This is a genomic window from Rhizobium sp. SYY.PMSO (assembly GCF_046840415.1).
In the GTDB taxonomy this organism is placed as follows: Bacteria; Pseudomonadota; Alphaproteobacteria; order Rhizobiales; family Rhizobiaceae; genus Rhizobium.
Map to the genome: position 1 here is coordinate 3,281,191 of NZ_CP177349.1, position 17,234 is coordinate 3,298,424.

15 protein-coding genes are annotated in these 17,234 nt (G+C 60.3%); 5 read left to right on the forward strand and 10 right to left on the reverse strand.

Annotated features, from left to right (window positions below; genetic code table 11):
- Nucleotides 1-80: 80 nt before the first annotated feature.
- Nucleotides 81-1,490, reverse strand: coding sequence for an RsmB/NOP family class I SAM-dependent RNA methyltransferase (locus ACJJVH_RS15895; RefSeq protein ID WP_113372181.1), 1,410 nt, complete (start codon nt 1,488-1,490; stop codon nt 81-83).
- Complete coding sequence (gene htpX / locus ACJJVH_RS15900; protein ID WP_113360477.1) at nt 1,487-2,485, reverse strand: zinc metalloprotease HtpX; 999 nt, start codon at nt 2,483-2,485, stop codon at nt 1,487-1,489. The genes ACJJVH_RS15895 and htpX overlap by 4 nt, the downstream gene beginning before the upstream one ends.
- A gap of 110 nt (nt 2,486-2,595) precedes the next feature.
- On the opposite strand from htpX, the gene ACJJVH_RS15905 reads away from it, so the two are divergent.
- A complete protein-coding gene (locus ACJJVH_RS15905; protein WP_112795785.1) occupies nt 2,596-2,814 on the forward strand; it encodes a DUF1674 domain-containing protein in 219 nt (72 codons plus the stop codon).
- A 163-nt stretch (nt 2,815-2,977) separates the two neighbouring features.
- Here the strand turns inward: ACJJVH_RS15905 and acs are convergent, their stop codons facing one another.
- Complete coding sequence (acs, locus tag ACJJVH_RS15910) at nt 2,978-4,936, reverse strand: acetate--CoA ligase (protein WP_113405141.1); 1,959 nt, start codon at nt 4,934-4,936, stop codon at nt 2,978-2,980.
- Nucleotides 4,937-5,159: 223 nt separating this feature from the next.
- Between acs and ACJJVH_RS15915 the strand changes: the two genes are divergently transcribed.
- Entirely contained in the window at nt 5,160-5,873 is a 714-nt protein-coding gene (locus ACJJVH_RS15915; RefSeq protein ID WP_412064330.1) for a DUF1013 domain-containing protein, read from the forward strand.
- A 360-nt stretch (nt 5,874-6,233) separates the two neighbouring features.
- Here ACJJVH_RS15915 and ACJJVH_RS15920 read toward each other — a convergent pair whose 3' ends face one another.
- Together ACJJVH_RS15920 and ACJJVH_RS15925 are read right to left on the reverse strand one after the other, a co-directional pair.
- Nucleotides 6,234-6,893 (reverse strand): YggS family pyridoxal phosphate-dependent enzyme, encoded by a 660-nt coding sequence (locus ACJJVH_RS15920; RefSeq protein WP_412064331.1) that lies wholly within the window; start codon nt 6,891-6,893, stop codon nt 6,234-6,236.
- The gene (locus ACJJVH_RS15925) at nt 6,872-7,057 is read right to left on the reverse strand and encodes a hypothetical protein (RefSeq protein WP_412064332.1); all 186 of its coding nucleotides are present in this window, start codon (nt 7,055-7,057) and stop codon (nt 6,872-6,874) included. Before ACJJVH_RS15925 ends, ACJJVH_RS15920 begins: the two co-directional genes overlap by 22 nt.
- A gap of 37 nt (nt 7,058-7,094) precedes the next feature.
- Between ACJJVH_RS15925 and leuS the strand changes: the two genes are divergently transcribed.
- The 3 genes from leuS to holA are packed head-to-tail and all read left to right on the forward strand — an operon-like array spanning nt 7,095 to nt 11,287.
- Complete coding sequence (gene leuS, locus ACJJVH_RS15930; protein ID WP_412064333.1) at nt 7,095-9,725, forward strand: leucine--tRNA ligase; 2,631 nt, start codon at nt 7,095-7,097, stop codon at nt 9,723-9,725.
- Nucleotides 9,715-10,236 carry an LPS assembly lipoprotein LptE gene (gene lptE / locus ACJJVH_RS15935; protein ID WP_113360467.1) on the forward strand — a complete coding sequence of 174 codons (522 nt, stop codon included), beginning with the start codon at nt 9,715-9,717 and terminating at the stop codon, nt 10,234-10,236. Before leuS ends, lptE begins: the two co-directional genes overlap by 11 nt.
- A gap of 13 nt (nt 10,237-10,249) precedes the next feature.
- On the forward strand, nt 10,250-11,287 hold the full coding sequence (gene holA, locus ACJJVH_RS15940) for a DNA polymerase III subunit delta (RefSeq protein ID WP_412064334.1): 1,038 nt from the start codon (nt 10,250-10,252) through the stop codon (nt 11,285-11,287).
- 174 nt (nt 11,288-11,461) lie between these two features.
- Here holA and ACJJVH_RS15945 read toward each other — a convergent pair whose 3' ends face one another.
- The 5 genes from ACJJVH_RS15945 to mnmE form a co-directional block, all read right to left on the reverse strand.
- Nucleotides 11,462-12,346: a ParB/RepB/Spo0J family partition protein gene (locus ACJJVH_RS15945; RefSeq protein ID WP_112795771.1), complete on the reverse strand. Its 885-nt coding sequence runs from the start codon at nt 12,344-12,346 to the stop codon at nt 11,462-11,464.
- Nucleotides 12,347-12,377: 31 nt separating this feature from the next.
- Nucleotides 12,378-13,175, reverse strand: a complete 798-nt coding sequence (locus ACJJVH_RS15950; protein ID WP_113372190.1) for a ParA family protein — start codon at nt 13,173-13,175, stop codon at nt 12,378-12,380.
- A gap of 21 nt (nt 13,176-13,196) precedes the next feature.
- Nucleotides 13,197-13,814, reverse strand: a complete 618-nt coding sequence (gene rsmG / locus ACJJVH_RS15955) for a 16S rRNA (guanine(527)-N(7))-methyltransferase RsmG (RefSeq protein WP_113372174.1) — start codon at nt 13,812-13,814, stop codon at nt 13,197-13,199.
- 26 nt (nt 13,815-13,840) lie between these two features.
- Complete coding sequence (mnmG, locus tag ACJJVH_RS15960; protein WP_412065180.1) at nt 13,841-15,724, reverse strand: tRNA uridine-5-carboxymethylaminomethyl(34) synthesis enzyme MnmG; 1,884 nt, start codon at nt 15,722-15,724, stop codon at nt 13,841-13,843.
- A 108-nt stretch (nt 15,725-15,832) separates the two neighbouring features.
- Entirely contained in the window at nt 15,833-17,155 is a 1,323-nt protein-coding gene (gene mnmE, locus ACJJVH_RS15965; protein ID WP_412064335.1) for a tRNA uridine-5-carboxymethylaminomethyl(34) synthesis GTPase MnmE, read from the reverse strand.
- Nucleotides 17,156-17,234 lie beyond the last annotated feature (79 nt).

Below are 17,234 nucleotides of genomic sequence, written 5' to 3' on the forward strand. Positions count from 1 at the left end.
AAAGAGGTTACGAATATACCAACTAAGGACATCTTCGCCGATTTTTTAACCGTTCGATGACTGACGGCCCAAACCGCAGGCTAGCGCATGCGGCGCAGCGCGACTGCGAAGAAGCCATCCAGGCCCGAGGCAAAACCATCGGTCTGCGGCAGCATGTCCGGCGTGGTGCGGAACGCTCCGAGCGGCGAGATCGCCGCTTCCAGACCGGGCCAATCGCCCGCCGCGATCGGGACGCGCTCGACATTGCCGCTTTCGGCCAGCAGACGCGCAACCAGATCCTCGCCTTCTTCGGGATCGAGCGAGCAATTGGAAAACACCACCAGACCGCCCGGCTTGACCAGCGTCAGAGCATGGCGAAGCAGGCGTTCCTGCAGGCCGGCAAGCTTGGCGATATCCTCCGGTCCCTTGGTCCACAGCACATCGGGATGGCGGCGCGTCGTTCCCGTCGAAGAGCAGGGAGCATCGAGGAGTGCGGCGTCGAAAAGTTCGTCGGGCCGATATTTGCTCATGTCGGCAACGACCGTCTCGGCTTCGAGGCCGAGGCGCGCAAGGTTGGCGGATAGTCTCTTCAGGCGATTGGCGGATTGATCGAGAGCCGTGACCTTGGCCCCGGCGAGGATCAGCTGGGCGGTCTTTCCGCCGGGCGCCGCACAGAGATCCACCACCCGCTTGCCGGCAAGAGGGCCGAACAGCTTTGCCGGAATGCTGGCCGCGGCGTCCTGAACCCACCATTCGCCTTGCTCGAAGCCATCCAGCGAGGGAATGGACCCTTCGAAGGCGGCAAGCCGCACGCCGCCGGTCGGCAAGACGACGCCGTTCAGCCGCTTCGCCCAACCTTCGGCATCGGATTTCACGGTGAGATCGATGGCCGCCGGCTCAAGCTGTGTGTCCGAAATCCTGCGCGCGGCAGGGGCGCCATAGGCGGCTTCCAGGCGGGACAGGAACCAGCCCGGCATGGCGGGCACGCTCGCAACGCGCTCAAGGATGTCCTGTTTTTCGCGGCCGATGCGCCGCAGGATGGCGTTGACCAGCTTGGCGAAGCGGCGGTTGCGGGGATCGCGGTTGGCCTGCTCGACGGCAAGATCGACGGCGGAGTGATCCGGCACGTCGAGATAAAGGATCTGCGTCGCACCGACGACAAGGACGTGATGCAACGCGCGGGCACCCTCCGGCAGCGGGGAATCGAGCAGCGACGAAATCGCCGCCTCGATGCGCGGCAGGTGCCGCAGCGCGCTGTTCAAGATGGCACGCACCAGCGCACGGTCGCTGTCGCCGAGCGTCGTATAGGCGGCACTTCCGCCTTCGGCGTCGAGCATGCCGTCGAGCGGCGTCTTGCGGTCGAGCACGGCTCCCAGAATCTTCGCCGCCGCTGCGCGAGCCGCAAAACCCGGCTTGGGAGGAGCCCCATCGAGCGGCCGGGAATGCCCCTGCTGCTTGCCTGATCGTTTTCCGTCTCTGTTGGAAGCTTTGTTTTTCTTGTCTGAACTCAAGACCAGGGACCCTTCGGCGGTTGCGAGCCACCGCGACCCGTATTGGGCACGGAGCGCGATTTGCGCCCCGGATTAGCAGTCAGAACCGGTCCCGTCGAGCCAAAGCCCGAAGATGGGCCTGAGGACGGCGCCATCGTCGAGGAGCTGCCGCCGCCGTAACGCGCCATTTCCTGCAGGGCGGCGATGCGGTTTTCCGTGTTCGGATGCGTGGAAAACAGATTGTCCATGCGCTCGCCGGAAAGTGGATTGATGATGAACATATGCGCCGTTGCGGGATGGCCTTCGGCCTCTTCATTCGGGATATGCGCCGCGCCGCGGGCGATCTTGCCGAGCGCTGAGGCGAGCCAAAGCGGGTTGCCGCAGATTTCCGCGCCGCGCCGGTCGGCGGAATATTCGCGCGTCCGGCTGATCGCCATCTGCACCAGCATCGCCGCCAGAGGAGCGACGATCATCGCGACGAGAACGCCGACCATGCCGAGCGGATTGTTGTTGTCACGGCGGCCGCCGAAGAAGAAGGCGAAGTTGCCGAGCATGGAAATGGCGCCGGCAAGCGTCGCCGTGATCGTCATGGTGAGCGTGTCGCGGTTCTGCACATGCGCAAGCTCATGCGCCATCACGCCGGCCACTTCCTCCGGCGTCAGCGCGTGCAGCAGGCCAGTTGAGGCGGCAACGGCGGCATTTTCCGGATTGCGCCCGGTGGCGAAGGCGTTCGGCTGCGGGCTGTCGTAGAGATAGACCTTCGGCATCGGCAAGCCCGCATTGCGGGCGAGATCGCGGACGATCCGGTAGAATTCCGGCGCGCTGCGCTCGTCCACCTCCTGCGCGCCATAGGTGGAGAGCACCATGCGATCGGAATTCCAGTAGGAAAAGAAATTCATGCCGGCGGCGGCGACAAACGCGATCAGCATGCCCGATTGACCGCCGATCAGATAGCCGACGCCCATGAACAAAGCGGTCATGAAGGCAAGCAGCATGGCAGTACGCATGAGATTCATCGACGGGTCTCCAACTCATCTGTCGTCCAAACCTTTTTCTTTGCGGCCGGACGCACTATGATTTGGCTATTCCTCCCTCCATTTCAATATTTCGGAGGTCGCACGAGACCATGCAGACCGCAGATAACGACAATAATATCGATACCGAAGTGGGCGAAGCCCCCCGCAAGCCGCTCTCTCCCGCAGCAAAGCGCGCGTTGGCCGAAGCAGAGGAGCGCCGCCAGGCGCAGGCTCAAGCCGACCTGCCCCCCGAAATCGGCGGCCGTGGCGGCGCCGATCCCGCCCGTTTCGGCGACTGGGAGATCAATGGGCGGGCGATCGATTTTTGATCCCGCTTTAAAGTTGTTGTCGCCCGATATGGTGCGGCGACCGCGGAATCCATCTCGCCCTTCGTAGGCGAGAAATCAATTACGAAATCCGTCACTTAGCTTTGCCGCTAAATGCTGATTATCTATCCCGCCCGCCAAGGGCGGGATAGAGCGAACGCTCGGCTTACGCCGCGTCAGCCTTGTTCTGCCTGTTGGCGATCAGATCATCCACCACAGCCGGATCGGCGAGGGTGGAGGTATCGCCGAGCGCGCCGAAATCGTCCTCGGCGATCTTGCGCAGGATGCGGCGCATGATCTTGCCGGAGCGGGTTTTCGGCAGGCCGGGGGTGAACTGGATCTTGTCCGGCGAGGCGATCGGGCCGATTTCGGCGCGGACGTGTTTCACCAGTTCCTGCCGCAGCGCGTCCGAGCCTTCCAGGCCGACCATCAGCGTCACGTAGCAATAGATGCCCTGGCCCTTGATGGAATGCGGATAGCCGACCACGGCCGCTTCCGAGACGTGCTTGTGCGACACCAGCGCCGATTCCACTTCCGCCGTGCCCAGACGATGGCCCGAGACGTTGAGCACGTCGTCGACGCGGCCGGTGATCCAGTAATAGCCGTCCTCGTCGCGGCGGCAGCCGTCGCCGGTGAAATACTTGCCCTTGTAGGTGGAGAAGTAGGTCTGGATGAAGCGCTCGTGGTCGCCATAAACCGTGCGCATCTGGCCAGGCCAGCTGTCGGCGATGACGAGATTGCCGTCGGCAGCACCCTCCAGCACATTGCCCTCGTTGTCGACCAGCTGCGGCTGCACGCCGAAGAAGGGCAGGGTGGCGGAGCCGGGCTTCAGATCGGTTGCGCCGGGAAGCGGCGTGATCATGTGGCCGCCGGTTTCCGTCTGCCACCAGGTATCGACGATCGGGCAGCGGCTGTCGCCGACCACCTTGTAATACCACTCCCAGGCTTCCGGATTGATGGGCTCGCCGACCGTACCGAGCAGGCGCAGGCTGGAGCGCGAGGCGCGCGTGACGAAATGGTCGCCGGCGCCCATCAGCGAGCGGATCGCCGTCGGTGCGGTATAGAAGATGTTGACCTTGTGCTTGTCGATGACATCCCAGAAGCGGCCCTGGTCCGGATAGTTCGGCACGCCTTCGAACATCAGCGAGGTCGCGGCATTGGCGAGCGGCCCGTAGACGATGTAGGAATGGCCCGTCACCCAGCCGACATCGGCCGTGCACCAGTAGATATCGCCGGGATGATAATCGAACGTGTATTCGTGCGTCATCGCCGCATAGACGAGATAGCCGCCCGTCGTGTGCAGCACGCCCTTCGGCTTGCCGGTGGAGCCGGACGTATAGAGAATGAAAAGCGGATCTTCCGCCTTCATCTTCGCCGGCGGACAATCACCCTTCACCTTGGCGATTTCCTCGTGATACCAGACATCGCGGCCGGGCTCCCAGCCGGTCTTGCCGCCGGTGCGGCGCACGGCGATGACGGTCTTGACCGCGACCTTCTGCTTGGCGGCGATCCTGATCGCGGTGTCGGTGTTTTCCTTCAACGGAATGGACTTGCCGCCGCGAATGCCTTCGTCGCAGGTGATGACGACCGTCGATTCGCAGTCGACGATGCGGCCGGCAAGCGCTTCCGGCGAGAAGCCGCCGAAGACGACCGAATGCACCGCGCCGATGCGGGCGCAGGCGAGCATCGCATAGGCTGCCTCGGGGATCATCGGCATGTAGATGGTGACGCGGTCGCCCTTCTTGACACCGTGCTTCTTCAAGACGTTCGCCAGCCGGCAGACCTGATCGTAAAGCTCGTTATAGGTGATCTTCTTGTCTATATAGGGATTGTCGCCTTCCCAGATGAAGGCAACGCGATCGCCGTGCTTCTTCAGATGCCGGTCGATGCAGTTGTAGGAGACGTTGGTGACGCCGTCCTCGAACCACTTGATCGAGACCTTGCCGGTAAACGACGTGTTCTTCACCTTCGTATAGGGCTTGAACCAGTCGATCCGCTTGCCGTGCTTGCCCCAGAACTTGTCGGGGTCCTCGACGCTCTGCTCATACCATTTCTGATACTTCGCCTTGTCGATCAAGGCGCGCGCCTTGACCGGCTTCGTCACCGGATGAATCTTTTCCGACATTGTCTCCTCCTCGAATCCTCACACCCTCTCTCGCAATTGCGGGTGCTCTTTCAGCGCAATAAATAGCAGGTCAAACCACGACAGCAATTGGACAAAGTGCATTTCATGCGCAAAGAATTGCAATTCCGCGACACTATCGTTATATAGAGCCGTATTTCCCGGACAATGTGGTGTTACACCCCGGACCGCGACACCGGCGCGGACTGACAGAAGGACTATATCCATGGCTCAACAATTGCTCATGCCGAAGGCAACCGCCATTTGGCTTGTCGACAATACAGCCTTGTCATTCGACCAGATCGCGCAGTTCTGCAAGCTGCATCCGCTCGAAGTGAAGGCCATTGCCGATGGTGAAGCAGCACAGGGCATCAAGGGCCTCGACCCGATCTCGACCGGCCAGCTGACGCGCGACGAAATCGCCCGCGCGGAAGGCAATCCGAACCACAAGCTCAAGCTTTCCGAGCCGAAGGTTCGCGTGCCTGAATCCAAGCGTCGCGGCCCGCGCTACACGCCGGTTTCCAAGCGCCAGGATCGCCCGAACGCCATCCTCTGGCTGGTGCGCAACCATCCGGAACTGAAGGATGCGCAGATTTCCCGCCTCGTCGGCACCACCAAGTCGACCATCGAACAGATCCGTGACCGCACGCACTGGAACTCGGCCAACCTGGCGCCGATGGATCCGGTCACGCTCGGCCTCTGCAGCCAGATCGATCTCGACATGGAAGTCGAAAAGGCCGCCAAGGGCCGGCCGCTGCCGACCGCCGCCGAACTCGGCGCGACGCTGCAGCCCGCTCAGGAAACCGAGAAGCTCGGCTTCACCTACGAGCGCGAAGAGAAGGAAAAGGAAATCGACGCCGACGCCGTTTTCGCCAAGCTGAAGTCGCTGAAGTCGCTGAAGTCGACCAGCCGCGACGACGAGGACGACGACCAGTTCTAAGATCCGATCTTATCGAAGATTTGCGAAGCCCCGGTGAAAACCGGGGCTTTTTTGTCGGGAGACACAGGGCCATCCTCACCCTTCGAGGCTTCGGCTTACAGCCTCCGCCCCTCAGGGTGAGGATGGAGTAAGCACCGCCGCGTAGAGCCCCTTCCCACCACATCAGGCACAGTTCAGTGTGCCGTCCTGCGCAGACGGTTAGCCCTCATGGTGAGGTGCGCAGGCTCCCGAGCTTGCCGAAGGGGCCGGAGCCTCGAACTACGAGGGCGGATGATGGATGATGGATGATGGATGATGGATGATGGATGATCACACATCTCAGCCTGACTCGTACGGCAATGCTTTTGTTTTTGATTTAGTTTAACGCGCGCCGAAAATCGCCGAGCCGACGCGGACGCTTGTCGCGCCAAAGGCGATGGCGGTTTCATAGTCGCTCGACATGCCCATGGAGAGCTTTTCGACACCCGCCTCTCCGGCAAGCTTGGCGAGCAGCGCGAAATGCGGCCCCGGATTTTCCTCGGCCGGCGGAATGCACATCAGGCCCTCGATCGAAAGCCCAAGCTCCTTCCGGCACAGCTCGACGAAAGCGACGGTATCGTCCGGCGCGATCCCGGCCTTTTGCGGCTCCAGCCCGGTATTGACCTGCACGTAGAGCTGCAACCTCTTGCCCTGCCGCTTCATTTCATCGGCGACGGCGCGCGCGATCTTTTCCCGGTCGATGGTTTCGATGACGTCGAACAAGGCCACGGCATCCGCCGCCTTGTTCGATTGCAGCGGCCCGATCAGGTGCAGCTCGATTCCGGGCGTTTCAGCCTTCAGCTCCGGCCACTTGCCCTGGCTTTCCTGCACGCGGTTTTCGCCGAACACCCGCTGGCCGGCCGAAATCGCCGGGCGGATCTGATCGGCGTCGAAGGTCTTGGAAACGGCAACGAGCCGCACGGCTCCATCAGGCCGGCCGGCCTGGCGCTCGGCCGTCGCGATATGGGAACGGACTTCGTTCAGGCGCTCTTGAAGTTCCATCTTTTCGCCTCGATATGTTCGCTTGCTCTCAACCCCTTGCAGTAATGAGGCGGGCAGGCTTTGCCAAGGGCGAAATGCGCCAGAATCCGGCTTTGCTTTGCAAGATAAAGCACTTGCTGCAACCGCCAAACTTGACGCTTGGGTGGTTTCATGATGAAGGTCACGCCTGACTCCCCATGATTTTCCGGAATACAAGATCAGATGACGACCGAACGTTATAACCCGCGCGATGCCGAGCCCCGCTGGCAGGAAAAATGGAACGAAGAAAAGGTCTTCGTGACAGACAACGCGGATCCGCGTGAGAAATATTACGTTCTGGAGATGTTTCCCTATCCGTCGGGCCGCATCCATATGGGCCATGTGCGCAACTACGCCATGGGCGATGTCGTTGCCCGCTACAAGCGCGCCCGCGGCTATAACGTGTTGCATCCGATGGGCTGGGACGCCTTCGGCATGCCGGCGGAAAACGCCGCGCGCGACAACAAGGTGCATCCGAAGGAATGGACCTACCAGAACATCGCCTCGATGCGCACGCAGCTGAAGGCCATGGGCCTGTCGCTCGACTGGAGCCGCGAATTCGCAACCTGCGACGTCGATTACTATCACCGCCAGCAGATGCTCTTCATCGACATGATGGAAAAGGGCCTGGTCTATCGCAAGAAATCCAAGGTCAACTGGGACCCGGTCGACAACACCGTTCTCGCCAACGAGCAGGTCATCGACGGCCGCGGCTGGCGCTCCGGCGCGCTCGTGGAACAGCGCGAGCTGACGCAATGGTTCTTCAAGATCACCGAATTCAGCCAGGAACTGCTGGACGCCCTGGACACGCTCGATCATTGGCCGGAAAAAGTGCGGCTGATGCAGAAGAACTGGATCGGCCGCTCCGAAGGCCTGACCGTCCGCTGGGAAATCGTCGCCGAAACCGCGCCGAACAGCGATCGTGAAATCAGCGTCTATACGACACGGCCCGACACGCTGTTCGGCGCCTCTTTCCTGGCGATCTCGGCCGACCATCCGCTGGCCAAGGAAGCAGCCGCCAAAGACCCGGCCATCGAAGCCTTCTGCGAGGAGTGCCGCCGCGCCGGCACCTCGCTCGCCGCGCTCGAAACCGCCGAGAAGAAGGGCATGGATACCGGCATCCGGGTCCGCCATCCCTTCGATCCGTCCTGGGAACTGCCGGTCTACATCGCCAATTTCGTGTTGATGGACTATGGCACGGGCGCCATCTTCGGTTGCCCGTCCGGCGACCAGCGCGACCTGGATTTCGCCCGCAAATACGAACTGCCGGTCGTGCCGGTCGTCATGCCGAAAGATGCCGATGCCGCGAGCTTCGCCGTCGGCGACGTCGCCTATGATGGCGATGGCGTGATGATCAACTCGCGCTTCCTCGACGGCATGAGCACCGAGGAAGCCTTCGAGACGGTCGCAACGAAGCTTTCCGCCACCAGCCTCGGCAATGTGCCGCAGGCCGAGCGCAAGGTGAATTTCCGCCTGCGCGACTGGGGTATTTCCCGTCAGCGCTATTGGGGCTGCCCGATCCCGGTCATCCATTGCGACGATTGCGGCGTGCTGCCGGTGCCGAAAAAGGATCTGCCGGTCAGGCTGCCCGACGATGTCACTTTCGACCAGCCCGGCAATCCGCTCGATCGGCACGCCACATGGCGGCATGTCGCCTGCCCGCAATGCGGCAAGGATGCGCGCCGCGAGACGGATACGATGGATACATTCGTCGATTCCAGCTGGTATTTCGCCCGCTTCACCGCACCGTGGGAAAACCAGCCGACGGACAAGGCAGCCGCCAACCACTGGCTGCCGGTCGACCAGTATATCGGCGGCATCGAGCATGCGATCCTGCATCTGCTCTATTCTCGCTTCTTTACCCGCGCCATGCGCGAAACCGGCCATCTCGACGTGAAGGAGCCCTTCAAGGGCCTGTTCACGCAGGGCATGGTGGTGCACGAGACCTATAGCCGCGGCAATGGCCTGACGCGCGAATGGGTGTCGCCCGCCGATATCAAGATCGAGGAAGTGGACGGTCAGCGCCGTGCCACCCTGCTGTCGAATGGCGAGGACATCACCATCGGCTCGATCGAAAAGATGTCGAAATCGAAGAAAAACGTCGTCGATCCCGATGACATCATCGCCTCCTACGGCGCCGATACGGCCCGCTTCTTCGTTCTCTCCGATTCGCCGCCCGATCGCGACGTCATCTGGTCGGAGGCCGGTGTCGAAGGCGCGCATCGTTTCACCCAACGCATGTGGCGCCTCGTCTCCGAAGCCGCCGAGGCCCTGAAGTCGGTCGAATCGACTCCGGCTAAGGAAGGTGAGGCGCTGGCGATTTCGCAGATCGCGCATCGCACGCTGAAAGCGGTGCAGGGTGACTACGACAAGCTCGCCTTCAACAAGGCGGTGGCCCGCATCTATGAATTCGTGAACGCACTGGCGGCGCCGCTTGCCAAGGTGGCCGCTGGTCAGGCCGAAGCCGTCTATCGCTCGGCCGTTCGCGAAGCGGTGGAAATTCTGATTGCCCTGGTCGCGCCGATCACGCCGCATCTGGCCGAAGAATGCTCGGCCGCGCTCGGCAACACCCATATGATTGCCACCAGCCGGTGGCCAGCCTATGACGAGGCGCTCGTTGTCGAGAACGAGATCGTCTACCCCGTCCAGATCAACGGCAAGAAGCGCGCCGAATTGACAATCGCGCGCGATGCAGACCAGAATGCCGTGCAGCAGGCTGTGCTCGCCCTGGATGCCGTCAACAGCGCATTGAATGGTCAGGCGCCAAAGAAGATCATCGTCGTTCCACAGAGGATCGTAAACATTGTCGTCTGATAATCTTTTCAAGTTCGCCCGCATTGCCGGTCTTGCGTCTCTTGTGGCCGTTGCAGGGCTTCTGTCCGCTTGCCAGGTTCGGCCGCTCTATGCCCTCAGCACGGGCGTAACGCAGAAGTTGTCGGAAGTTTCCTTCTCCGACGCCGGCTCGCGCGTCAGCCAGGAGGTCCGCAACCAGCTGATCTTCATCGCCGGGCGCGGGGCGGGTGAAACGAAGACGCCGAAGTACAATGTCGACCTGAGCGTTACCTCCGGCACCGGCGGCGTACTCTATCTCCCATCTTCGGATACGTCCGGGGCGGGCCGTACGACCGTAACGGCCTCCTTCACGCTAAAGGAAATCGGTACGGGCAAGGTCATCAAGTCCGGCAGCCGCGCAGTCACCTCGCTCGTCGACTTCCCGACCCAGGAATTCGCCAAGCAGCGCGCGATCCGCGATTCCGAAGACCGTGCAGCCCGCGAAGTCGCCGAGATGATCGCTGCCGATATCGCAGCGGCGCTCAGCCGCTGAGCACGAGTGCGGCATGGCGGAAATCAAGTCCCACGAATTCGACGGATTCCTCCAAAATGCCGCGCGAAACTATCGGATCTTCGTGATCTATGGCCCTGATCGCGGCCTTGTTTCCGAGCGCGCCGCGCAAATCGCCGCGAAAACCGGAGTTGACCTTACCGACGCCTTTTCCCTCATCAAACTTGATGTTGCGGACTTGCAGAACGATGCTGGTCGCCTGCTCGACGAGGTGAATGCCATCGGTCTGTTCGGCGGCGAAAAGCTCGTCTGGATTCGCGGCGCCGCCAACGAAAAAGCGCTGATCGATTCGCTGCAGATCATTGCCGGCAATCCCCCGGATGCCAGCTTCGTCATTATCGAAGCCGGCGATCTCAAGAAAGGCTCCGGCTTGCGCAAGGCCGCGGAGCCGGCCCGCTCCGTGGCAACCATTCCCTGCTATGCCGACGATGTCAGGGCTCTCAACAGCCTGATAGATACCGAGCTGGCAAATGAAGGACTGCGAATTGCCCCCGCCGCCCGCCAGGCATTGCTGGAGCTTCTTGGCGGGGATCGCATCGCATCGCGCAACGAAATACGCAAGCTGGCACTTTACTGCCGCGGCCAGGACACGATCGAGGAACAGCACGTTCTGGAAATCATCGGCGATGCCAGCGCCATTTCCTCGGATGACGCCGTCGATGCGATCCTGAGAGGCGATTCCGAAGCCTTCCTTCATGCGATGCAAAAGATCGCCGCGTCGAAGACGCCGATGTTTCTCGTTCTGCAGGGTTGCCTGAGGCAATTTCAGATGCTCGATACCATGCGGGCGGAGATGGATGAAAAACGGCTGACGCCGGCTCAGGTCATGCAGACACTCGGGCGTCACCTGCATTTCCGGCGCAAGCCCGTCATCGAGCAGGCACTGAGAAGCTGGACAGCACCTGCGATTGCTCGCGAGATGAACAGGCTGCAAGCTGCCATTCTTCAGACCCGCCAGCGCGCCAGCCTTGAGGACACCATCGCGACGCAGACCTTGCTGTCCACCACATTGCAGTCAGCCCGCAAGGGCTGAGTTTCACGAAAAACAGGCCGCCGGCGATTGACACCGCGCCGGATCCAGCACCTCGCGCGACGAAATCAACGCGAAGCGTCCTAGACTAAATGCGGAAATCTTACGACGGTTTTTTCGCCCGGAATTGTTTAAAAAACAAAGAGATAGAGCGATTCCGTGAAATGCGGACCTGCCCTAGCGCCGTTCCAGCAGCCGGCAAATCTCCTCCAGCTGCTCAAGCGTCTTATAGCTTATCTTCACCTGGCCGCCATTGCCGCGATGATTGATCGAGACGTCGAGCCCGAGTGTATCCGACAGGGTGCGTTCAAGCGCCAGCGTATCGGAATCCTTTTCATCCCTGCGAATGCCGGCCGGGCGAGGATCGTTCTGGGCCTTGATATCGTTCTGCGCCAGCCGCTCGGCATCGCGGACGGACATTCCCTTGGAAACGACCGTACGCGCCAGCGTCGTCGGATCCGACGTCGAAACCAGAGCGCGCGCATGGCCGGCGGAAAGGCTGCCGGCGGCAAGCATATCGCGAACCGGATCGGGAAGCTTTAACAAACGCAAGGAGTTGGCGACATGGCTACGGCTTTTCCCGATAATCTCGCCAAGGTCGTTCTGGGTGTAACCGTGCTCGGCAATCAGCTGTTCGTAACCGAGCGCCTCTTCCAATGGATTGAGATCGGCGCGCTGCACGTTTTCGACGATGGCAATTTCGAGCGCCGTCTTGTCATCGACATCGCGAACGATGACGGGAATCTCGATCAGACCGGCAAGTTGTGCCGCACGCCAGCGTCGTTCGCCGGCTATGATTTCATATCGATCGCTCGCGATCGTGCGGACGACGACCGGTTGTACGATCCCGTGCTGGCGAATGGAGCTGGCCAGATCATGCAGCTCCGTCTCATCGAAATAGCGGCGCGGGTTTCGTGGATTACGGCTGATGAACTCGATCGGCACGAGACGGTCGGGATTGACGGCAGGTCGTCCCGTATCCACTGGCGTCGGCTGATCCATCTCTCCGATGAGTGCCGCCAATCCGCGTCCGAGACGCCGCTTCGAAAGATCATCATTCATCGCCGATACTCACTCTGGAACAAATATACTGTCATGCCGCAGCTTTTCGCTGCCGCTCTCGCTGGATCACTTCCGAAGCCAGCTGCAGATAGGCCTGGCTGCCCGCACACTTCAAATCGTAAAGAATGGCCGGCTTGCCGTAGGAGGGCGCTTCGGACACGCGAACATTTCGCGGAATCAACGTATGGTAGACCTTCTCGCCCAAATGTGTGCGGACGTCGCTGACGACCTGCTGTGCCAGATTGTTGCGGGAATCGAACATGGTCAGAACGATGCCCTGGATATCGAGCGACGGGTTAACCGTACGGCGAACCTGATCGACAGTTTCCAGCAATTGGCTAAGGCCTTCCAGAGCGAAAAACTCGCATTGCAGCGGCACCAGCACGGAATGCGCTGCCGCCATGGCATTCATGGTCAAAAGGTTGAACGATGGCGGGCAATCGACAAGAATATAGGAAAATGCGAGAGCTTCGGGAGCATTCAGCGCGCGCCGGAGCTTGAAGACGCGATCCGGCTGCTGCGCGATTTCCATCTCGACACCGAGCAAATCCATCGTCGACGGCACGATATAGAGGTTCGGGACAGCCGTTTCCTGAACCGTATCCATAATCGAATGACTGCCGACCAGCAGATCATAGGAGGATAGCTTGCGATCCCGCCGTTCGATGCCCAGCCCCGTGCTGGCATTACCCTGCGGGTCGAGATCGACGATCAGCACGCGTTCGCCGATGGCCGCAAGGGCCGTCGCCAGGTTGATCGCCGTCGTCGTCTTGCCGACGCCGCCTTTTTGATTTGCGATGGTAATAATCCGGTTTCGCTCGCCGATCATCTGCCCCATATCCAACTATGGTTAAATCAGGCGTCGAAGGCCGCTCAGCTCCAGAATAACAGAATCTCGCTCGACGACGCTCTGATGTTTTACCAGATCGAATTCCCAACGACCACGGGCTTTCTCCAGCTCGCGTTCATAATCCCGGCCTTTATGCAGCAGAAGGCGCAGATTTTCATTGCGCTCGCGCCAAGGCGCTGCGTAATCCAGCAGCACTTCGAGTTCAGCCAGAGCACGAGCTGAAATCACGTCACAATTCTGGATGATTGCAGGTGCATCTTCGATTCGAACAGCGTGGACCGCGCCACGAGCCTCGCATTCTCGCAGGCAGACACGCAGAAACGCCGCCTTTTTCTGATTGCTTTCCACCAAATCGACATGGCCGGCCCCGCGTTCCGCCAACAGAATTGCCGTTATAACGCCTGGAAACCCGCCGCCACTACCGAGATCGACCCAATGATTCGTCAAAGGGCGGAGCTGAAAAATCTGGGCGCTATCGGCAATATGGCGACGCCAGAGATCATCGATGGTGGAAGGCGCGACCAGATTGATCGTCTTCGCCCATTTCTGGAAGAGCCGTGCGAAATGTTCCAGCCGCCCCTGTGTTTCACGTGAAACACGCACACCGTTCAATTCCATAGCCTGGACTCTCAAACCTTGTGCCGTCACGAAACCAATCTCTGCTCATCCTGGTTGTCTCCCATCTTCCTGAGATGGGCCAGCAATAAGGAGATCGCCGCCGGCGTCATTCCATCGATGCGCGATGCCTGCGCAATATTCTTCGGCTTCGCCGCACTCAGCTTCTGTTTCAGCTCGTTCGACAAGCCAGAAAGAGTGGTGAAGTCAAAACTGGCCGGAATGGTGCGCTCTTCCTCTCTCCGAACCCGAACGATATCCGACGTCTGCCGATCCATATAGACTGCATACGCGGCTTCGATTTCGACGGCCTCGACGACTCCGCGCTCAATAGACCTCAGCTCCGGCCAAAGCCGTGACAGGCTCTCGACGGACTGATCCGGATGAGACAGAAGCTCGTAAGCGGAGCGTCGCTGGCCGTCCTTGTTCAAATGTATTCCAGCCTTATCCGCCTCATTCGGCGTGATGCTCAAGCCCTTCAGGCGAGCCCGCGCCTCGTCGAGCTTCGTCAGATAACGTGCGAAGCGCGCGGCCCGATCGACGTTCACGCAACCGATGGCGAGACCAACCGGCGTCAAACGCACATCCGCATTGTCGGCGCGCAACGACAGACGATATTCCGCACGCGAGGTAAACATGCGGTAGGGCTCCGCCACTCCACGCGAGGTTAGATCATCGATCATCACACCGATATAGGATTCCGTACGACTGAACTCAACAGCATCGCCGCCCGCAGCAAGGCGAGCCGCGTTCAGCCCCGCAACTAGCCCCTGCGCGCCAGCTTCCTCGTATCCGGTCGTACCGTTGATCTGGCCAGCCAGGAAGAGACCAGGAATCTTTTCCACCTCCAGCGAAAGCTTCAGCTCGCGTGGATCGACATGATCGTATTCGATAGCATAGGCATGCTGAAGAATGCGGACTCGTTCCAGGCCCGGAATAGTTTTGATGAATTCCTCCTGCACGTCCTCGGGAAGCGAGGTCGATATGCCATTCGGATAGACAGTCGTATCGTCGAGGCCTTCCGGTTCCAGGAATATCTGATGCCCATCCCGCTCGCCAAATTTGACGATCTTGTCCTCGATCGAAGGGCAATAACGCGGACCGACACCTTCAATCTGGCCGGAATACATCGCTGAACGCTTCAGATTTTCGGCGATGATCTTGTGTGTTTCCGGCGTCGTTCGCGTCACGCCGCATTCGATCTGCGGATTCACGATCACGTCGGTCATGAAGGAAAACGGCGTCGGATCCTCATCCGCGCCCTGCCGGCCCACCGAGGTCCAATCGATCGTCGTGCCGTCGAGCCGGGCAGGGGTTCCGGTCTTTAAACGTCCAAGGGCGAGACCATGCCGGAGCAGGGTAGCCGACAAGCCGACCGATGGTTCTTCACCAACCCGGCCCGCGGGAATCTTCTTGTCGCCGATATGGATCAAGCCGCGGAGGAAGGTGCCGGTTGTGATAACGGCTGCTCCGCATCGGATCGTCCGTCCGTCCTTCAAGATAACAGCAGACACACGGCCATGTTCGAAAGCAAGATCGAACGCATCGCCCTCGATAATGTCCAGATTATCGATAGCGGCAATTTCAGCCTGCATAGCCATGCGGTAGAGCTTGCGATCCGCCTGCGTACGCGGACCGCGCACTGCAGGGCCCTTTTTCCGGTTGAGCATACGGAACTGAATACCGGCGGCATCCGCGACACGCCCCATAAGGCCATCGAGCGCATCGATCTCCCGCACCAGATGCCCTTTGCCGAGGCCGCCGATTGCCGGATTGCAAGACATAACTCCGATGGTATCGCGCTTATGCGTTACCAGCGCCGTCCGTGCACCCAACCGCGCGGCCGCCGCTGCGGCTTCGCTGCCCGCATGGCCACCACCCACGACGATCACATCATATGTCTTGTCGAACATCATCAAGTCCTCGGTCATGCCGCTTGTTTGGCATACCAATTTCAGGAGTCAAGAAGGTTTCACGTGAAACATCCGTGCCTATTCCAGTGAGGCGCTGTTTCACGTGAATCATTTGCCGATACAAAATTCCGAGAAGATAACATCCAGCAGATCCTCGACATCGACGCGCCCGGTTATACGTCCAAGGCTGGTTGCTGCCTGACGCAAATGTTCTGCCCTGATATCCAGACCCATATCCACAGTAGCAAGTGCAAGCGAGACCGCATCAAGACTTTCCTTTAGCAAGGTGCGATGCCGCACCCGGCTCGGCAGAGCCAGAGATAGCGACCCGGAGCGATCCTGCAGGTCCTGTCGAAGAAGGTGATGCAATTCGGTGAGGCCGGCACCCGTGGTCGACGAGATACGCACGTCATAGATGCCGTTATCCGCATCACGGTGAAGATCCGCTTTCGTTCCGACGGTAGCAACCTTGCCGCTAAAGCCGGGAAAATTCAGTTGCGGGCTGCCTCCGATTTCGGCAAGAGACAAAACGAGATCGGCGTCGGCAACAGTCCTGAGCGCACGCCTTATTCCCTCCCGTTCGACGACTTCATCCGTTTCCCGCAAACCTGCCGTGTCATAGAGCTTGACGGCAAATCCCTCGATATTCAGATCGACATGCAGAACGTCCCGCGTCGTTCCGGCGATATCCGTCACGATTGCCACTTCGCGCTTCGCCAAGGCATTCATGAGGCTGGACTTGCCGGCGTTTGGCGGTCCGGCGATCACCACTTTCAAACCGTCCCGGATGATCTCGCCAAGGTCCGCGCCGGTGAGATGATCGGACAACTCGGCCGCCAGCTTTTTCATATCAGCCCAGACCAGCTCCGATACCGAACCGGGAACGTCATCCTCGTCGGCAAAATCCAGCTCTGCCTCGATCAGGGCGCGCGCCCGGGTCAATCTGTCGGCCCAGGCATTATATCGCCCTGATAGACCGCCCGCCGCATGCTCGAGAGCGAGCCGCCGCTGCATCTCGGTTTCCGCGCTGATGAGATCAGCCAGCCCTTCCACCTCGACAAGATCCATTTTTCCGTTCTCGAGCGCACGGCGCGAAAATTCCCCATGCTCGGCAAGACGGCACTGATCGAACGAAGAAAGCTCATCCAACAGGGCATTTACCACGGCCTTGCCGCCATGAACCTGTATCTCCGCACAATCTTCTCCGGTGAAAGAGGCCGGAGCCGGAAAAATCAGGAGGAGGCCGCGATCGATCGCCAATCCGTTACGAGTCCGAATCGTTTTGAGTGCGGCCTGGCGGGGAGCGGGGAGCGATCCGGCAAGACATTCGGCTATCGGCAATGCCAGACTTCCGCTGATTCGGACCACCGCAACGCCGGCGGGCAAGCCGCCGCTGGAAAGTGCGTAGATTGTCTCGTTCACGATCGCCATGAAATTGATCCGCATCCGAATCGATTGGACTGCAGGCCTCGACCAACCGCAATCAGCCCTTCAAACAAAAATCGGGCCG

Bases quoted from the DNA above. Each gene is read 5' to 3' on its own strand.
- htpX (WP_113360477.1), bottom strand. From the start codon at position 2,485: ATGAATCTCATGCGTACTGCCATGCTGCTTGCCTTCATGACCGCTTTG.
- ACJJVH_RS15905 (WP_112795785.1), top strand. From the start codon at position 2,596: ATGCAGACCGCAGATAACGACAATAATATCGATACCGAAGTGGGCGAA.
- acs (WP_113405141.1), bottom strand. From the start codon at position 4,936: ATGTCGGAAAAGATTCATCCGGTGACGAAGCCGGTCAAGGCGCGCGCC.
- ACJJVH_RS15915 (WP_412064330.1), top strand. From the start codon at position 5,160: ATGGCTCAACAATTGCTCATGCCGAAGGCAACCGCCATTTGGCTTGTC.
- ACJJVH_RS15920 (WP_412064331.1), bottom strand. From the start codon at position 6,893: ATGGAACTTCAAGAGCGCCTGAACGAAGTCCGTTCCCATATCGCGACG.
- leuS (WP_412064333.1), top strand. From the start codon at position 7,095: ATGACGACCGAACGTTATAACCCGCGCGATGCCGAGCCCCGCTGGCAG.
- holA (WP_412064334.1), top strand. From the start codon at position 10,250: ATGGCGGAAATCAAGTCCCACGAATTCGACGGATTCCTCCAAAATGCC.
- ACJJVH_RS15945 (WP_112795771.1), bottom strand. From the start codon at position 12,346: ATGAATGATGATCTTTCGAAGCGGCGTCTCGGACGCGGATTGGCGGCA.
- ACJJVH_RS15950 (WP_113372190.1), bottom strand. From the start codon at position 13,175: ATGATCGGCGAGCGAAACCGGATTATTACCATCGCAAATCAAAAAGGC.
- rsmG (WP_113372174.1), bottom strand. From the start codon at position 13,814: ATGGAATTGAACGGTGTGCGTGTTTCACGTGAAACACAGGGGCGGCTG.
- mnmG (WP_412065180.1), bottom strand. From the start codon at position 15,724: ATGTTCGACAAGACATATGATGTGATCGTCGTGGGTGGTGGCCATGCG.
- mnmE (WP_412064335.1), bottom strand. From the start codon at position 17,155: ATGGCGATCGTGAACGAGACAATCTACGCACTTTCCAGCGGCGGCTTG.